Origin of the sequence: Vogesella aquatica, from assembly GCF_028548455.1 — a bacterium.
In the GTDB taxonomy this organism is placed as follows: Bacteria; Pseudomonadota; Gammaproteobacteria; order Burkholderiales; family Chromobacteriaceae; genus Vogesella; species Vogesella aquatica.
The window spans coordinates 1-16,322 of record NZ_JAQQLF010000005.1; the positions used below are offsets into that span (position 1 = coordinate 1).

14 protein-coding genes, 7 tRNA genes and 1 pseudogene are annotated in these 16,322 nt (G+C 63.0%); 6 read left to right on the forward strand and 16 right to left on the reverse strand.

The genetic code is table 11. The annotated features are described in order from the left end of the window. Window positions 1–438: 438 nt before the first annotated feature. Entirely contained in the window at window positions 439–822 is a 384-nt protein-coding gene (locus PQU95_RS04140) for a VOC family protein (protein ID WP_272750825.1), read from the forward strand. An 89-nt stretch (window positions 823–911) separates the two neighbouring features. On the opposite strand, the gene PQU95_RS04145 is transcribed toward PQU95_RS04140, so the two are convergent. The 13 genes from PQU95_RS04145 to PQU95_RS04205 form a co-directional block, all read right to left on the reverse strand. Continuing rightward, window positions 912–998: transfer RNA gene (locus PQU95_RS04145), tRNA-Leu, on the reverse strand. 116 nt (window positions 999–1,114) lie between these two features. Then, window positions 1,115–2,398: an acetyl-CoA C-acetyltransferase gene (locus tag PQU95_RS04150; RefSeq protein WP_272750826.1), complete on the reverse strand. Its 1,284-nt coding sequence runs from the start codon at window positions 2,396–2,398 to the stop codon at window positions 1,115–1,117. Between the two features lie 181 nt (window positions 2,399–2,579). Further along, entirely contained in the window at window positions 2,580–3,077 is a 498-nt protein-coding gene (locus PQU95_RS04155) for an RrF2 family transcriptional regulator (protein ID WP_272750827.1), read from the reverse strand. A gap of 48 nt (window positions 3,078–3,125) precedes the next feature. Further along, window positions 3,126–4,337, reverse strand: a complete 1,212-nt coding sequence (gene hmpA / locus PQU95_RS04160) for an NO-inducible flavohemoprotein (protein WP_272750828.1) — start codon at window positions 4,335–4,337, stop codon at window positions 3,126–3,128. Between the two features lie 330 nt (window positions 4,338–4,667). After that, window positions 4,668–4,741: transfer RNA gene (locus PQU95_RS04165), tRNA-Cys, on the reverse strand. 50 nt (window positions 4,742–4,791) lie between these two features. Beyond that, window positions 4,792–4,867, reverse strand: a tRNA-Gly gene (locus PQU95_RS04170). Window positions 4,868–4,892: 25 nt separating this feature from the next. Further along, window positions 4,893–4,968 (reverse strand) — tRNA-Gly (locus PQU95_RS04175). A gap of 25 nt (window positions 4,969–4,993) precedes the next feature. Beyond that, window positions 4,994–5,069 (reverse strand) — tRNA-Gly (locus PQU95_RS04180). A 25-nt stretch (window positions 5,070–5,094) separates the two neighbouring features. After that, window positions 5,095–5,170 (reverse strand) — tRNA-Gly (locus PQU95_RS04185). Between the two features lie 25 nt (window positions 5,171–5,195). Beyond that, a tRNA-Gly gene (locus PQU95_RS04190) sits at window positions 5,196–5,271 on the reverse strand. Between the two features lie 97 nt (window positions 5,272–5,368). After that, window positions 5,369–5,950 carry a CDP-diacylglycerol--glycerol-3-phosphate 3-phosphatidyltransferase gene (gene pgsA / locus PQU95_RS04195; protein ID WP_272750829.1) on the reverse strand — a complete coding sequence of 194 codons (582 nt, stop codon included), beginning with the start codon at window positions 5,948–5,950 and terminating at the stop codon, window positions 5,369–5,371. A gap of 17 nt (window positions 5,951–5,967) precedes the next feature. Beyond that, entirely contained in the window at window positions 5,968–7,770 is a 1,803-nt protein-coding gene (gene uvrC, locus PQU95_RS04200) for an excinuclease ABC subunit UvrC (RefSeq protein ID WP_272750830.1), read from the reverse strand. Then, on the reverse strand, window positions 7,770–8,177 hold the full coding sequence (locus PQU95_RS04205) for a DUF4124 domain-containing protein (protein WP_272750831.1): 408 nt from the start codon (window positions 8,175–8,177) through the stop codon (window positions 7,770–7,772). Before PQU95_RS04205 ends, uvrC begins: the two co-directional genes overlap by 1 nt. A 137-nt stretch (window positions 8,178–8,314) precedes the next feature. Here PQU95_RS04205 and guaB point away from each other — a divergent pair, with 137 nt between their 5' ends. Beyond that, the gene (gene guaB / locus PQU95_RS04210) at window positions 8,315–9,778 is read left to right on the forward strand and encodes an IMP dehydrogenase (RefSeq protein WP_227304244.1); all 1,464 of its coding nucleotides are present in this window, start codon (window positions 8,315–8,317) and stop codon (window positions 9,776–9,778) included. A gap of 116 nt (window positions 9,779–9,894) precedes the next feature. On the opposite strand, the gene PQU95_RS04215 is transcribed toward guaB, so the two are convergent. Continuing rightward, complete coding sequence (locus PQU95_RS04215) at window positions 9,895–10,740, reverse strand: AraC family transcriptional regulator (RefSeq protein ID WP_272750832.1); 846 nt, start codon at window positions 10,738–10,740, stop codon at window positions 9,895–9,897. Between the two features lie 57 nt (window positions 10,741–10,797). On the opposite strand from PQU95_RS04215, the gene PQU95_RS04220 reads away from it, so the two are divergent. From PQU95_RS04220 to PQU95_RS04230, 3 genes are all read left to right on the forward strand, one after another. Continuing rightward, window positions 10,798–11,691, forward strand: coding sequence for an alpha/beta fold hydrolase (locus tag PQU95_RS04220; RefSeq protein ID WP_272750833.1), 894 nt, complete (start codon window positions 10,798–10,800; stop codon window positions 11,689–11,691). 63 nt (window positions 11,692–11,754) lie between these two features. Continuing rightward, window positions 11,755–12,840, forward strand: coding sequence for an aminotransferase class I/II-fold pyridoxal phosphate-dependent enzyme (locus PQU95_RS04225; protein ID WP_272750834.1), 1,086 nt, complete (start codon window positions 11,755–11,757; stop codon window positions 12,838–12,840). 68 nt (window positions 12,841–12,908) lie between these two features. After that, entirely contained in the window at window positions 12,909–13,769 is an 861-nt protein-coding gene (locus PQU95_RS04230) for an HDOD domain-containing protein (protein WP_272750835.1), read from the forward strand. A gap of 55 nt (window positions 13,770–13,824) precedes the next feature. On the opposite strand, the gene hslO is transcribed toward PQU95_RS04230, so the two are convergent. After that, window positions 13,825–14,703 (reverse strand): Hsp33 family molecular chaperone HslO, encoded by an 879-nt coding sequence (gene hslO / locus PQU95_RS04235; RefSeq protein ID WP_272750836.1) that lies wholly within the window; start codon window positions 14,701–14,703, stop codon window positions 13,825–13,827. After that, window positions 14,700–15,284, reverse strand: coding sequence for an Ntn hydrolase family protein (locus tag PQU95_RS04240; RefSeq protein WP_272750837.1), 585 nt, complete (start codon window positions 15,282–15,284; stop codon window positions 14,700–14,702). The genes hslO and PQU95_RS04240 overlap by 4 nt, the downstream gene beginning before the upstream one ends. A 181-nt stretch (window positions 15,285–15,465) precedes the next feature. Here PQU95_RS04240 and PQU95_RS04245 point away from each other — a divergent pair. Continuing rightward, a pseudogene (locus PQU95_RS04245) lies at window positions 15,466–16,227 on the forward strand (class II glutamine amidotransferase); the annotation flags it as partial. Between the last annotated feature and the right edge of the window lie 95 nt (window positions 16,228–16,322).

A 16,322-nucleotide genomic window follows, 5' to 3' on the forward strand; every position in this document is an offset into this window, starting at 1 on the left:
CAGCAAGCTGTCCAGTAGTGCGTCAGGTACGTTGTGATTTTTCGAGCTCATTGTGCCTCCAGACTAGGTAGCAGTTTCCTGCCAAATGTCCGTTTACACAAAATTCAGTACACGCCCGAGAAATCGCTACTTGACCCTGATTATGAAGAAGTCGAACTGAAACTCGACCTGGCACATGCGTATCACCACCTCAACTACGCATGGAACATCCGCAACGAACCCGACGCCGTACTGGAGCGCCACGCTGACGAGGACTTCGCCAGATGGTCCCGATACCCGAGTGACGACATCAAATCCTACCCGTGACCCCACCGTGACGGCGTGCTGCTGTCACAAAGTGCATCACCCACCATCCTGCGGCAAGATGCGCCGCAGGCTTACCAAGGCTAGCGGTGCCCTATACGGGGCAACCCTGCCACTCACCAATGAGGCCCCACCATGCTGAAAGCCGTCGAATCCATGATCTTTTTTGTGTCCGACATCCACACCGCGGCAGCGTGGTACGCCGAGCGGCTGGGGGCGCAGGTGCAATACGAAAACCCGCACTACGCCTTTGTGCGCGGGCCGGGTGTGCTGCTGGGCTTTCACCCGGCAGATGAGAAAAGCCCGGGCGGCATTAGCGGCACCACGGTGTACTGGGAGGTGGCCAACCTGGCGCACAGTATGGCGCAGCTGGAGGCGGCTGGCGCCACGCGCTATCGCGGGCCGATGACTACCAGCCTGGGCGCGCAAGCGGCGATGCTGAAAGACCCGTTTGGCTGCTGTATCGGGCTGAACCAGCCGTCGGCAGCGTCACGGACGGCGGCGGGCATAACGGCGTAAGGCTGCCCGGAACGGGCGGAGGAAGGCGGCGCCGTGGCCGCAACAGGCAAACAAAAAGGCTTACCGCAGCGGTAAGCCTTGTTGCTTTGTGGTGCCTCGGGCCGGGGTCGAACCGGCACAACCGTAAGGTCGAGGGATTTTAAGTCCCTTGTGTCTACCAATTTCACCACCGAGGCACAGACAGGGTGCAGATTCTAGCCGAAAGCGGGCCTTGCGGCAATGCCGGCGGCGTGGGCGGCGGCCAACCCTGGCTGCACTGGCCGCCCTGCCCTGCGCTGCGACACGTAGCGGTTTAGCGTTCCAGAATGGCGGTGACGCCCTGGCCGCCGGCGGCGCAGATGCTGATCAGGCCACGGCCGCTGCCTTTTTCGGCCAGCAGTTTGGCCAGCGTGGCCACCACCCGGCCGCCGGTGGCGGCAAACGGGTGGCCGGCGGCGATGGAGCTGCCGTTCACGTTGAGGCGGCTGCGGTCGATGCTGCCCAGCGCGGCGGGCAAGCCCAGCTTGCTCTGGCAGAAGTCGTCGGACTCCCACGCCGCCAGCGTGCACAGCACCACGGCGGCGAAGGCTTCGTGGATTTCGTAGAAGTCGAAATCCTGTAGCGCCAGGCCGTGCTTTTGCAGCATGCGCGGGATAGCGTAGGCCGGCGCCATCAGCAGGCCTTCGCGTTCGTCGATGTAGTCGACGGCGGCCACTTCGCCGGCGGTGATGTAGGCCAGGATGGGCAGGTTGTGGGCGCGGGCCCAGTCTTCGCTGGCCAGCAGCACGGCGGAGGCGCCGTCGGTCAGCGGCGAGGCGTTGGCCGCGGTAATGGTGCCGCCGTTGCGGGCAAAGGCCGGCGCGAGCTTGGCTATTTTGTCCAGGCTGCTGTCGGGGCGCAGGTTGTTGTCGCGCTGCAGGCCGTGGTAGGGCATGACCAGGTCGTCGAAGAAGCCGCGGTCGTAGGCGGCGGCCAGCTTCTGGTGGCTGGCCAGCGCCAGCGCGTCTTGCGCCTGGCGGGTAATACCGTAGCGCTGGGCGGTGATTTCGGCGTGCTGGCCCATGCTCTTGCCGGTGCGCGGCTCGGCGTTGGCCGGCAGCTCGGGCTTGAGGTTGGCCGGGTTCAGCAGGCGTGGCAGCAGCTTGAGCTTGTCGGCGGTGCTGCGGGCGGCGTTGATGTCCATCAGCGCGCGCTGCAGGCCGCGGCTAACGGCCACCGGTGCGTCGGAGGTGGTGTCGGTACCGCAGGCGATGCCGGCCTCGATCTGGCCCAGCGCGATCTTGTTGGCCACCAGGATGGTGGCCTCCAGCCCGGTGCCACAGGCTTGCTGGATGTCGTAGGCCGGGGTGTGGGGGTGCAGGCCGCTGGACAGTACGCATTCGCGCACCATATTCCAGTCGCGGGCGTGTTTCATCACCGCGCCGCCCACCACCTCGCCCAGCAGCAGGCCTTGCAGGCCGCATTTTTCCACCAGGCCTTTGAGGGTGTCGGTGAGCATGGTGCGGTTGGACAGCTGGCTGTAGGCGGTGCCGGAGCGGGCGAAGGGGATACGATTGGCGCCGACGATGGCGACTTTGCGCGGGGTACCGTGCAGCATGGGGAATTCCTCGTGTTGGTGTGGGCGGGGGGCTCTGCGGCCCTTGCCGGCTGCCTTGGCGGCAGCGCTGGCCCACAGTTAAACACGCGTTTTAATTTGCCTCAAGCCCCATGCAGCAACATCTGCGGCCAACCTTGGCTGGCTATGCCACCTTTATAGAGCGCAGCCGGTAGCCAAGCGCTTAGCTGTTGCCAGCAGGCGGCAGGCCGGCACTACCCAGCCGGTGCAGGATGGCAATGGCCTGGCCAGTGGGCTGCGCCACCACGTCGGCCAGCGTGTAGCGGTCCAGCACGGTAAAGAAGGCCGCCAGCGCCTCGTCCAGCACGCCTTTCAGCCGGCACTGGCCGCGCAGCGCACAGGGCGGCTGGGCGCAATCGATCAGCACCGTAATCTGTTCCAGCTGGCGGATCACCTGCCCCAGCCGGTACTGATCGGCCGGCATGGCCAGCGCCAGGCCGCCGCCTTTGCCGCGGGTGGTGGCCAGCCAGCCCTGCTGCGCCATGGCGTGCACCACTTTCATCAGGTGGTTGCGCGAGATGGCAAAGCGTTCGGCGATTTCGGCGATGGTGACGGGCTGCTCGCGCTCCTGATAGCTGAGGTACATCAGGACGCGCAGGCCCAGGTCGGTAAACTGGGTAAGTTGCATAACGGTAGGCAGCGTGAAAACAGTACGCAGCATACGCTGCCTGCCGCCGGCTGACAAAACCAGGCGGCAGGCAACACCTGCTTAGCCCAGGCCGTTACCGCCGGTGCCGAAGGCTTCGGCGTGGAGGTTGGCCGCAGGTACGCCCAGTGCCAGCAGGCTGGCTTGCTGCGCCTGCATGAAGGCCAGCGGGCCGCACAGATAGTAATGCGCATCCGGCAGCACGTTGGCCGCACCCAGCTGCATGCGGCCAAGCTGGCTGGCCACTGCGCCGTGCGCCGGCAAGCTGTCGGCCTGCTCGTACCATAGTGCCAGCTGCAGTTGCGGGTATTCGGCCGCCAGATTGGCCAGGTGCGTGCCAAACGCCTGTACCGACGGGCTGCGACACGCGTGCAGGAACTGCACCGGGCGCGGTTGGCCGGCCTGCAGCAGCGCGTCCAGCATGGCCATCATCGGGGTAATGCCGACGCCGGCGCTGATCAACACCGCCGGCGTATCGGCCGCGGTATCCAGCCAGAAGTCGCCCATCGGCGGCGCCACGTCGATCAGCGCGCCCTCCTCTACCGTGTCGTGCAGCACATTGGACACCATGCCAGCCGGGCTATCCGCCGTGGCGGCTTCGCGCTTGACCGAAATACGCAGCGCGCTGCCACCCGGTGCCGACGACAGGCTGTACTGGCGCGGCTGCATGATGCCCAGCTGCGGCACCGCCACGCGCACGGTAACGTACTGGCCCGGCAACCACACCGGCAAGCTGCCGCCATCGGCCGGCTGCAGATAAAACGACGTGATTTCGCTGCTTTCTGCCACCTTGCGCACCACACGGCAGGCACGCCAGCCGCTCCAGCCCCCCGCCTGCGTGGCGGCCTGCTGGTATAGCGCCGCTTCTTCGGCAATCAGCAGGTCGGCCAGCTGGCCGTAGGCTGCGCCCCAGGCGGCCAGCAAGGCGTCATCGGCCGCGTCGCCCAGCACTTCGGCAATGGACGCCAGTAAATGGCGGCCTACGACGGGGTAATGCTCGGCGCGAATGCCCAGGCTGGCGTGCTTATTGGCCACCAGCGTCAGCACCGGCGCCAGCACCGACGGGTTATCGATATGCTCGGCGTAGGCCGCCACCGCCATCGCCAGTGCTTGCTGCTGGCTACCGGCCTGCTGGTGGCCCTGGTTAAAGATCTGCTTCAGCTCCGGATTGTGCTGGAACATGCGGGCATAAAAGTGGCGGGTAAGCGTGACACCGTGGGTTTTGAGTACGGGTGCGGTGGCTTTGACGAGTTGGCGGGTGGCTTGATCCAGCATGGCGGGCTCCAATAGATGAATTATAAATGCATCTTCAAGGGTAAAAAGCTGGCGCCACAACTTGGTTCGGCGCCTGCAACATTAAGATGTGCAAAATATACATCTTTAAGAATGGCAATACAAGCGCCCATTGCACAGCTGGATACTGGCCCTAGCCCCGCCGCGCCCCGTCAGCAAGCGCACAACGGCGATGCGCCGCAAGCGCGGTGGCTTGCCACCTCTACGTGATAAAGCCCAGGCAAGGCCTCGATGGCAGCGCCCGATCAGGTGGCAGTTTGGCAGGATGAAATGAGAAAAGCCCGGTAGATCATTGATCTACCGGGCTTTATCTGGAGGCGCGGTCCGGAGTCGAACCGGACTGACCGGATTTGCAATCCGGGGCATAACCGCTTTGCTACCGCGCCAAAACTTGATTGCCTGAATACTAACTTATTCAAACAATTTGAACAATCTGTGGAGCGGGAAACGAGGCTCGAACTCGCGACCTCAACCTTGGCAAGGTTGCGCTCTACCAACTGAGCTATTCCCGCGTCGCATGGTGCTGCTTAAATTGTATGGAGCGGGAAACGAGGCTCGAACTCGCGACCTCAACCTTGGCAAGGTTGCGCTCTACCAACTGAGCTATTCCCGCGTCGCATGGTACTGCTTAAATTGTATGGAGCGGGAAACGAGGCTCGAACTCGCGACCTCAACCTTGGCAAGGTTGCGCTCTACCAACTGAGCTATTCCCGCGTCGCATGGTACTGCTTAAATTTTATGGAGCGGGAAACGAGGCTCGAACTCGCGACCTCAACCTTGGCAAGGTTGCGCTCTACCAACTGAGCTATTCCCGCGTCGCATGGTGCTGCTCAAGTTTTATGGAGCGGGAAACGAGGCTCGAACTCGCGACCTCAACCTTGGCAAGGTTGCGCTCTACCAACTGAGCTATTCCCGCATAAAACTTGGTTTTTCTTAATGACCGCTGCGTCGTTTCCGTCGCTGCGTCGTTAAGAGAAGGCAAATTATAATGATCTTTTCGGGAGTGTCAACACTCAAACATCAATTTTTTTGCCCGAGAATTCGCGCGCCGCCATCTGCAGGTAGTAAACCATTGACCACAAAGTCAATATGACAGCGACAATCATGAACAATTTTCCTGCCAGCATGGTGCTCAGCCCTGGCACCAGCGGGCCTGCGTACAGCAGCAGCAAAATCGCCACCATCTGGGCGGCGGTTTTCAGCTTGCCGATATAGGCCACGGCTACACTGCCACGGCTGCCCATTTCGGCCATCCACTCGCGCAGCGCCGAAATGGCAATTTCGCGGCCGATGATGATCATGGCCATCCAGCCTTCCAGCCGGCCCAGCTCTACCAGCAAGATCAGCGCGGCGGCCACGATGAGTTTGTCGGCCACCGGGTCCAGGAATGCGCCAAAGGCCGAGGTCTGCCCCAGACGACGCGCCAGGTAGCCATCCAGCCAGTCGGTCGCCGCCGCCAGGCCAAAGATGAACGCCCCCAGGCTATTGCGGTGATGTTGCAGCAGCACGCTATCCGGCAGAAAGAACACCGCCACGCATACGGGAATCAGGGCTACGCGCAGCCAGGTTAATAAAATGGGCAGGTTAAAGGGCATGTGTCGGCTCGGGTGTGCTAGTGCAGTGCGTTATGAATTTTTTCGGCCAGCGCGCGGCTGATACCGTCTACTTGGGCCAGATCATCGATACTGGCCGCCACCACCCCGCGCAACCCGCCAAAACGGGTAAGCAGGCGCTGCCTGCGCGTGGGGCCGACACCCGGGATGTCTTCCAGCGTAGACGAGGTACGCGCTTTGGCCCGTTTGGCGCGGTGGCCGGTAATGGCAAAGCGGTGCGCCTCGTCGCGCACGGTTTGTATCAGGTGCAGGGCGGCATGATCGCGCGGCAATTGTAACGTCTTTTGCAGATGCGGCACGATCAGCGTTTCCAGACCGGGCTTGCGCTCCTCGCCTTTCGCCACCCCGACGATGGGCACATCCACCCCGACTTCGGCCAGCACTTCCAGCGCCACACCCACCTGCCCCTTGCCGCCGTCGATCAGCAATACGTCGGGCAGCTTGCCTTCTTCTGCGGCCAACCTGCTGTAGCGGCGGGTCAGCGCCTCGCGCATGGCGGCGTAATCGTCGCCTGCGGCGGCGGTTTCGATATTGAAGCGGCGGTACTCCGACGGCTGCATGCCGCCACGGTCGTACACCACGCAGGAGGCCACCGTGGCCTCGCCCAGTGTGTGGCTGATATCGAAGCACTCCAGCCGCGCTACTTGCTCTACTTCCATCAGCTCGGCCAGTGCGGCCAACCTGCTTTGCTGGCCGGCCACGCTGAGTATTTTCTGGCCGATGGCCAACTGGGCGTTTTTCTCGGCCATTTCCAGCCATACACGGCGCTCGCCGATCGGGTTGCCCACAAAAGCCAGGCGCTTTTCTGCCTGCTCGATCAACAGCGCCTGCAGCTCGGGCGATACCTGCTCGTTATGGATGATCACAGCAGGCAGCGGCACACCCAGATAATGTTGCGCCAGGAAGGCTTCCAGGTTGGCCGCCAGCGAGGCTTCGTCGGCGTTCTGCGGGAAAAAGCTCTTGTCGCCCAGGTGGCGCCCGCCACGAATCATCACCAGGTTCACGCACACCAGCCCGCCATGCGCCGCGATGGCCACCACGTCGGCGTCCAGCTGGCTGGTATTACTGCTGATGAACTGCTTCTCTTGCACCCGCGCCAGGGCCTGGATCTGGTCGCGCAGCTCTGCCGCCTGCTCGAACGCCAGCGATTCCGATGCGGCCAACATGCGCTCGGTCAGCGCGTCGATCAGCTCGTTCTGCTTGCCCTGCAAGAAAGCCACGGCGCCGCGCACGTCTTCGCGGTAGTCCTCTGCGCTGATTTCGCCGGTACAGGGCGCGGTGCAACGCTTGATCTGGAATAACAGGCAGGGGCGCGAGCGGTTGCTGAATACGCTGTCTTCGCAGCTGCGCAAGCGGAAGACTTTTTGCAGTATCTGGATGCTTTCGCGCACGGCGTAGCCGTTCGGATAGGGGCCAAAATACTGATGCGGCTTTTTCGGGTCGCCGCGAAAGTAGGCCAGCTGCGGGTAGGCGTGGCCGGACAGCATCAGATAAGGGTAGGACTTGTCGTCGCGAAACAGGATGTTGTACTTGGGTGCCAGCGCCTTGATCAGGTTGTTTTCCAGGATCAGCGCTTCGGCCTCGCTACGTACCACCGTGGTTTCGATGCTGGCGATCTGCGCCACCATCAGCTGGATGCGCGGGCTCAGGTCGTTTTTCTGGAAGTAGGAGCTAACGCGCTTTTTCAGGTCGATAGCCTTGCCAACGTAAAGCACATTGCCCGAGGCGTCCAGCATACGGTACACCCCGGGCAAACCGGGCAGGCTGGCCAGAACCGGCCGGTAATCAAAAGCAGGCTGCATTACTTGCCGCACCAGATCTGCACTTCCTCGCGCGCACGTTTGAGCATGTCTTCGCGGCCGGCCTTGCTACCAGGACGGTCCAGCGCCGCCAGGTTGGCCTGGGCAGTTTTGCAGTTTTGCGCCTTCACGTCGCGGTTGTGCCTTTCAATGCGCTCGTTCAGCGCCTTCACATCCGCGTCCAGCCCGCCGGCAGACTGCCCCGCCGCCGCATCAGCAGGGGCCGAGGCCGCCTGGCGTGGCAGCTGCGCCCCGCCGGGGTAAACCTTCACCTTGTCTACCTTTTTGCCAGGTGGCGGCTGGTCGGAAAACACCACGCGGCCGTTGGCATCTACCCATTTGTAGACCTCGGCCTGGGCCATGCCACTGGCAGCCAGCAGCAGCGCTGCTATCACTATGTCTTTTCTCATGAAAACCGTCTTTGCAATCGGCAGCAAACGGCCACTTTATACACTGCATGCACACTATAGGCAAAACCGCCATCACATTTTGCACTTGGGGCAGCAGATCGGTATAATGCGTTTTTGCCGCCTAAGGAAACGCGAAGATGCGCATCATCGAGAAAGCCTACACTTTCGACGACGTTCTCCTCGTCCCGGCCCATTCTGCAGTACTGCCGCGCGACGTTGCCCTCCACACCCGTCTTACCCGAAACATCAGCCTGAACCTGCCACTGGTTTCCGCCGCCATGGATACCGTGACCGAGTCGCGCCTGGCGATTGCCATGGCCCAGGAAGGTGGCATCGGCATCATCCACAAAAACATGAGCGCTGAAAAACAGGCCCTGGAAGTTTCCAAGGTAAAGCGTCATGAAAGTGGTGTGGTGAAAGACCCGATTACCATCGCCCCGGACATGCTGGTACGCGACCTGGTTCTGCTGACCCGCCAGCACAAGATCTCCGGCCTGCCGGTGATCCAGGATGGCAAGGTAGTCGGCATCGTGACCAACCGTGACCTGCGCTTCGAAACCCGCCTGGATCAGCCGGTAGCCAGCATCATGACCCCGCGCGAGCGCCTGGTTACCGTGAAGGAAGGTGCCAGCATCGAAGAAGCCCGCGAGCTGATGCACACCCACCGTCTGGAACGCGTACTGGTGATTGGCGATGACTTCGAGCTGAAAGGCCTGATCACCGTCAAGGACATCATCAAGACCAGCGAACACCCTAACGCCAACAAAGACAACCAGGGCCGCCTGCGCGTAGGCGCTGCCGTGGGTACTGGCGGCGACACCGACGAGCGCGTCAAAGCGCTGGTGGCTGCCGGCGTGGACGTGATCGTGGTGGATACTGCCCACGGCCACAGCCAGGGCGTACTGGACCGCGTGAAGTGGGTGAAGGAAACCTACCCGCAAGTAGACGTGATCGGCGGCAACATTGCCACTGCCGAAGCTGCCCTGGCCCTGGTGGCCGCTGGCGCTGACGGCGTGAAAGTGGGCATTGGCCCAGGCTCCATCTGCACCACCCGTATCGTGGCCGGTGTAGGCGTACCGCAGCTGACCGCCATCCACAATGTATCCGAAGCCCTGAAAGGCACCGGCGTACCGATGATCGCCGACGGCGGCATCCGTTTCTCCGGTGACATCTCCAAGGCACTGGCAGCCGGCGGCAACGCCGTGATGCTGGGCGGCATGTTTGCCGGCACCGAAGAAGCACCGGGCGAAGTAGAACTGTTCCAGGGCCGTTCGTACAAATCGTACCGCGGCATGGGCAGCCTGGGCGCCATGAGCCAGGGCTCGGCCGACCGCTACTTCCAGGACAGCTCCAATGCAGCCGACAAGTTCGTACCGGAAGGCATCGAAGGCCGCGTACCGTACAAGGGCCCGATCGCCCAGGTTATCCACCAGCTGGTGGGCGGCCTGCGCTCGTCCATGGGCTACCTGGGTTGCCCTAGCATCGACGTGATGCACGAGAAAGCCGGCTTTGTGGAAATCACTTCCGCCGGTATGCGTGAATCGCACGTGCACGACGTACAGATCACCAAAGAAGCGCCAAACTACAACGTGGGCCGCTAAGCCCGCGCCAAGGTTGGCCGCAAAAAATCCCGCAGCACGCTGCGGGGTTTTTCTTTGGCTACACAGCAAACAACCGCCAAACGTATCTGCACCGGCAAACGCAGCAGCCTGGCGAGCTACACCAGCGGCGCCCAGATTTCGGTCAACAGGTCTTTCGGCGCGGTATCCTGCGGCGAATTCAGGTACGCCTCCACGCACGGCCGGTCGGCCAGCTGCTCGCCACTGGCGGGCAGCCACACACCGTACAGCCAGCCATAAGCCTGCTCCAGCTCGCTGTACGGGCCGCGATGGCAGATCACCACGTAGCGCCCCGCCTCGATGCGCCACGCCTCCAGCCCGCCCGGCAAGCTAACGCCGGGCGGTAGCGTCAGGCACGCTGCCGAACGCAGCTGCCCGGCCGGTACCGCGCGCGGGTCGTCCAGATAGATGCCGTACCAGCGGCTCTCCGGCCCCAGCCACGGGCGGGCCATCGCCCCCAGGCGCTCGAACGCCTGGCCTATCTGCATGTAATCGCCACGGTGCGGCAAGGCCGCTAGCGGCATGGCGTGATCCAGGGTACGGAATTCGGGGGTGTACATGGCATTCTCCAGTCGGGACAAGGTTTGCAGGCGCAGGACACAGTGCTGACGATAGCGCCCCGGCGGCATGCCATAGGCTAGACGGAAGGCACGCACAAAGGCGGCAGCGCTGCCATAACCTGCCCGCTGCGCCATCTGCTGCACAGGCACCACGGGCTGACGCCGCAGCGCCAATGCGGCCAACTGCAGGCGCAAACGCTGGCGCGTGTCGTGCACGCTCTCGCCCATCACCGCCACGTAGGTGCGGTGAAAGTGATAGGGCGAAAAGTGCGCCATCTCGGCCAGCAGCGCCAGCGGCGTGTCGTGCTGCGGGTGCTGCCACAGGTAATGCACCACCTGCAGAACACGCTGTACATGGCGCTGGCGGGTGTCGCTACTCGTCATCTGTCTCCTCCTGTGCGTACACTAGGCGCCTCCGATTGATTCAGGTTGCGATTCTGCATGCACCCCACCCTGCCCTACCAGCCACAGCAGCAGCCGCGCAGCGAGTGGCATACTTTCAATGGCCACGCCTACCATATCCGCCGCTGGGGCCAGCCCGATGCCCCCCTGCTGGTGATGCTGCACGGCTGGATGGATTGCGCCGACACGTTCCAGTTTGTCGCCGACCACCTGGCAGGCGGCTGGCAGATCGTGGCACCAGACTGGCGCGGCTTCGGCCACAGCGCGTGGAACCACGGTAGCTATTACTCGCCCGACTACCTGGCCGACCTGGACGCCCTGCTGCAGCACTACAGCCCGCACCGTGCGGCCAACCTGGTCGGCCACAGCATGGGCGCGATGGTAGCCGGCCTGTACGCCGGCATCCGCCCCGATCGCGTGGCACGGCTGGCGCTGGTAGAAGGCTTTGGTCTGGCCGCCACCCGCCCGGCCGAGGCACCGGGCCGCTACGCGCGCTGGCTGCGCGAAAAACAGCAAGCTCCGGCCTTTAGCACCGTGGGCAGCCTGGATGACGTGGCCGCCAAACTGCAGGCGCGCAACCCGCGCATGGCGCTGCCTTACGCGCAGCACATGGCTGCCGCGCTGTGCCAGCAGCAACACGGCCAGTGGCAATACCGCGCCGACCCACGCCACAAGATGGTAAACCCGGCGCTGTACCGGCTGGAAGAAGCCAAAGCCTGCTGGCAGCACATCAGCGCGCCGGTATTGTGGGTGATAGGCGGCGATATGTGGGACCACCCCATGGCCAAGGGCGTATTCGATACGCTGCCAGAGCGCCGCGCCTGCTTTGCCACGCTGACAGAAACCACCATCGCCGACGCCGGCCACATGATCCAGTGGGAGCAACCCGCCGCACTGGCCGATACCTTGGCCGCGTTCTTTGCTTATGCATAACCGGCATGGCGCGCCGGCGCGTTTTGCCTTAGTGTCATGCCATCAGCTTTTATGGATACCGCCATGCCACGCTACGCCCGCCACCTGCAAGACGTCACCATCGCCAACCCGTTTCCCGGCCTACCCAGGCTGGAAGCGCTGATCGGCCGCCGCATCGACAGCCGTATCGGCTCCAACGAAAGCATGGCCATCGCCGGCCACACCGTCAGCCAGCAATGGGGCGAGGCGCTGTACGAACTGGCGCGGCTATACCCGGACCCGTACGCAGGCGCCATCCGCCAGCGCGCCGCGGCGCTCAACGGCGTGGAGGCGGCCAACGTGGTGGTGGATGCCGGCGCCGACAGCCTGATCGCGCTCTTCCTGCGTGCCCGCGTTTCGCCGGGCGACGTGGTGGTGTGCACCGCCGGCACCTACCCCACCTTCCGCTACTTTGCCGAAGGCGTGGGCGCCCGCGTGGTGGAAGTGCCCTATGCGCAGCACGGCGACAGCCTGGTGAATGACCTGCCCGCCCTGCTGGCCGCCGTGCAGCAGCACCAGGCCGCGCTGCTATACCTGGCCAACCCCGATAACCCGACCGGCAGCTACCTGCCCTTGGCCGAGGTCACCGCGCTGCGCGCTGCGCTGCCGGCCGACACCTTCCTGCTGCTGGACGAGGCCTATATCGACTTTTGCGACCAGGCCGAGCGCCAGGGCACACTGCCCGATACCGCCCGCCTGCGCACGCTGTCCAAAGCGCACGGCCTGGCCGGCCTGCGCATCGGCTATGCGCTGGCACCGGCCGAATGGGTGGCCAAGGCCGACCAGATCCGCACCCAGTACGGCACCTCCAGCGTGGCACAAGCCGCTGCGGTCGCCGCGCTGGACCAGCCCGAATGCAGCCAGCGGCTGATTGCCGACACGCTGGCGCTACGCGACCAGCTGCAACAGGCGCTGCAGCAAGGCGGGCTGCGCATCATCCCGTCGCACACCAATTTCCTGGCGATCGTCTACCCGGACGCCGACACGGCGCTGGCGCGCCAAAAAGCGCTGTGGCTTCAAGGCGTTGCCGTGCATCGCCCGCCGCACGCGGCCATGCAGCACGTGCTGCGCATTACAGCCCATCCGGACTCACTTGCAAAAAAGGTGATCCAGATACTGATTTCGCCATGAAATACCCCGCCTTCACTGCTAGAATGAGTTGAAATTCCTATAACCCAGCCTATACCGGATCCTTAGCAATGAAGGTCCCTCAATTCGACGCCAATACCACAGCCGATCTGGTGCGCAACCTGGTGATTCCGCCTCGTCCCGAAATCCTGGACAAGCTGGTCGCCCTGCGTAGCAACCCGGACATGAGCCTGATGGACGTGGCCGACATCATCGGCAGCGACCTGGGGCTGTCTGCCGCCATCCTGAAAGCGGCCAACAGCCCGTTTTTTGGTAGTGGCCGTACCCTGACATCCATACTGCAGGCAGTAAACCTGCTGGGCGAACGCAATATCATTCACCTGGTGCACGGCCTGTTGCTACGCCTGACGCTAACCAGCCAGAACCCGCCGGTCATCGAGCAGTTCTGGGAACGCACCATGCACGAGGCGTCCATCGCTGCCAGCCTGTGTGAAAAACTGGGCCGCCCGGCGGACGAATGCCAGAGCTTTGCGCTATTCCGCAGCTGCGGCATCGCCGTGATGCTGATGCGCTACCCCAACTACGAGCGTACGCTGCGCCTGATTACCCAGGCGCGCGACCGCCAGATCAGCAAGATCGAGCAGGAGTTCCATGGCACCAGCCACGACGTGGTGGGCTACCTGGTAGCACGTACCTGGAACATGCCGGAAGACTTTGGCCAGGCCATCTTGCTGCAGCACAACCCGGACCTGTTCCAGGACAGCAACGACGAGCTGCTGGACCACAGCCACAAGATGATGATTGCCGTTGCCCGCGCCGCGCAGCACATCTGGCGCACCAGCACCGACCAGAATGGCGACCCGGGCTGGAAAGACCGCGCAGAAGAGCTGATCGCCTACCTGGGCATGCACGAGGTGGAGTTCGAAGACTGGGTGGATGAAATGCACGACCGCATCCACGCCGGCCTGTAAGCCACGCAAACAAAAACCCGCCAGCTGGCGGGTTTTTGTTTTACTGTGGTGCTGGCTAGTGGCGCTGCTGCTCGGCGCGCACCGCGGCCACCACATCCATACCGAACAGCGTGTTCACGTCTTCGTCGTCAAATACGTAACGTTGGCCGCAGTATTCGCAGCCCACCTCTATGCTGCCCTGCTCCAGCACCACGCTGGCTACCTCTTCGCCGCCCAGCAGCTTCAGCATATCGCCCACGCGCTCGGCGCTGCAGTTGCAGGCAAAGCTGACCTGGGCCGGGTCGAAAATGCGCACCGCGTCCTGGTGGTACAGGCGGTACAGGATATCCAGTGCGTCCAGTTTCAGCAGCTCGTCCTGCTGCAGGGTTCCCGCCAGCGCTTTAACGTGCGGCCAACCTTCGGCATCGCCATGGCCATCGGGCAGGCGCTGCAGCAGCAGGCCGGCGGCAGTCTCGTCGTTACAGGCCAGCACCAGATGGGTTTCCAGCTGCTCGGAACGCAGCATGTAGTTTTGCAGCATGGCGGCAATGCTGTCGCCTTCCAGCGCCACAATACCCTGCCACGGCTCGCCGTCTTTAGGCTCCAGCGTAATGACAAAGGTGCCGCCTTCGCCCAGCAGTTCGGCCAGCGGGGCATCGGCAATACCATCGTCAAAGCGGGCGGTAGCTCGTACCGTGCGGTCGTTGGTACATTCGGCCACAGCCAGGCGCAACGCGCCCTTGCCGTGCAGCTGCATGATCAGCGTGCCGTCAAACTTCAGGTTGGCCGCCAGCAGGCTGCTGGCCGCCAGCATCTGGCCCAGCACATGGCGGATAGCCGGCGGGTATTGATGGCGCGCCATCACCTCTTGCCAGGCGCTGTCCATGCGTACCAGTGCGCCACGCACAGGTATGCCGTCAAACAGGAAGCGTTGCAGCGTGTTGTGTTGGCTCATGAGCGGGTGTCCTTTTCTTTCTGAATAGTGTGAATCGTCAACGGCAGTGCGGAGCTGGCGTCGAACTCGCAGCCGGCACGGATAGCCGCTTCGGCAATCTGGCCGGCCGTCATGTCGGTATCAAACAGGGCGTGCATGGCGCCCATGGCAAACTTGCGCCCCGAGCCTATGGCCCAGTAACGGGCAAACTGGTACACCTCGCGCATGGGGTAAACACCAAAAATGCCATTGGCATTAGCCACTAGCACCATCATCTGGCTGGACTCGTACGGGTCGTCTTCCTCTTCTTCCGGGCGCAGATAGAAGTGGTCTTTCAGCTTGGGGTGAATCTTGCGAAAAGTTTCGAACAAGCCGGCACGGCTGCCGAAATCGCGCGATTTCATGCCTTTCAGTGCCGATTGCAATACCAGGTCGTGCGCCGCCGAGCCGGCAATGGCCAGGTAGCTGTCGCCCAGCTTGAAGATCTTGTTGCTGTACACATCGTAGGCAGCCAGCAGCTTCTGGTCGTCGCCAAAGGTGGTCTGGCTGTCTGCGGCGATGGCAATCTCTGCCCCCTTGCTCACTACGACGATGGTGGTCATGCCCGCCTTTCTGTTGGGTCTGGCCGGCAACAGCACCATTGCTGGCCAGCCCAGGAAAACACATATCGGGATTTTCTCATAAATCACAAGCCCACCCCAAGGCAGTGGCCCGGCAGAATGCCGCTTGGCGCGGCCGCCCCTGCATGAAACAATAGGCCATCTACTGAACACGGACACCCCCATGTGCCAGCTTTTGGGCATGAACTGCAATACGCCCACCGACATCCTGTTTTCCTTTGAAGGCTTCCACCGCCGCGGCGGGCTCACCGACCACCACGCTGACGGCTGGGGCATTGCCTTTTTCGAGGGCAAGGGCGTGCGCCTGTACCTGGACGACAAACCGTCTGCCGATTCGCCTGTGGCGGCGCTGGTGCGCCAATACCCGATCAAATCGGAAAACGTGATTGCGCACATCCGCAAGGCCACGCAGGGCGAGGTAAACCTGGCCAACTGCCACCCGTTCCAGCGTGAAATCTGGGGCCAGTACTGGATTTTTGCCCACAACGGCAATCTGGTGGATTTTGCGCCCGCACCCGGCTGCCACTACAACCCGGTGGGCAGCACAGACTCCGAGGCCGCGTTTTGCTACATCATGGAACAGCTGCGCCAGCGCTGGTGCACTGCGCCCTCGCTGGACGAGCTGTTCGAGGCCATCGAAGGCTTGGCCGCCACGCTGCGTGGCTACGGCGTGTTCAACTTCATGCTGTCCAACGGCCAGTGGCTGTTTACCCATTGCTCTACCAAGCTGCACTACATCGTGCGCAAGGCGCCATTCCCCACCGCCCACCTGGTGGACGACGACGTGACGGTGGATTTCTCCACCGTCACCACGCCGGACGACCGCGTAGCGGTGATTGCCACCGTACCGCTCACCGACAACGAACAGTGGACCGCCATGCAGGATGGCGAGCTGGCCTTGTTTACCGATGGCATTGTGCGGCGTAGCAGCGTGACACTACCGGCCACACGCATTGCACCGTGCTGCACGAATGCTGCAAAACCGTCTGATCCAGCGCAAATCTAGCCGCTTTACACCAG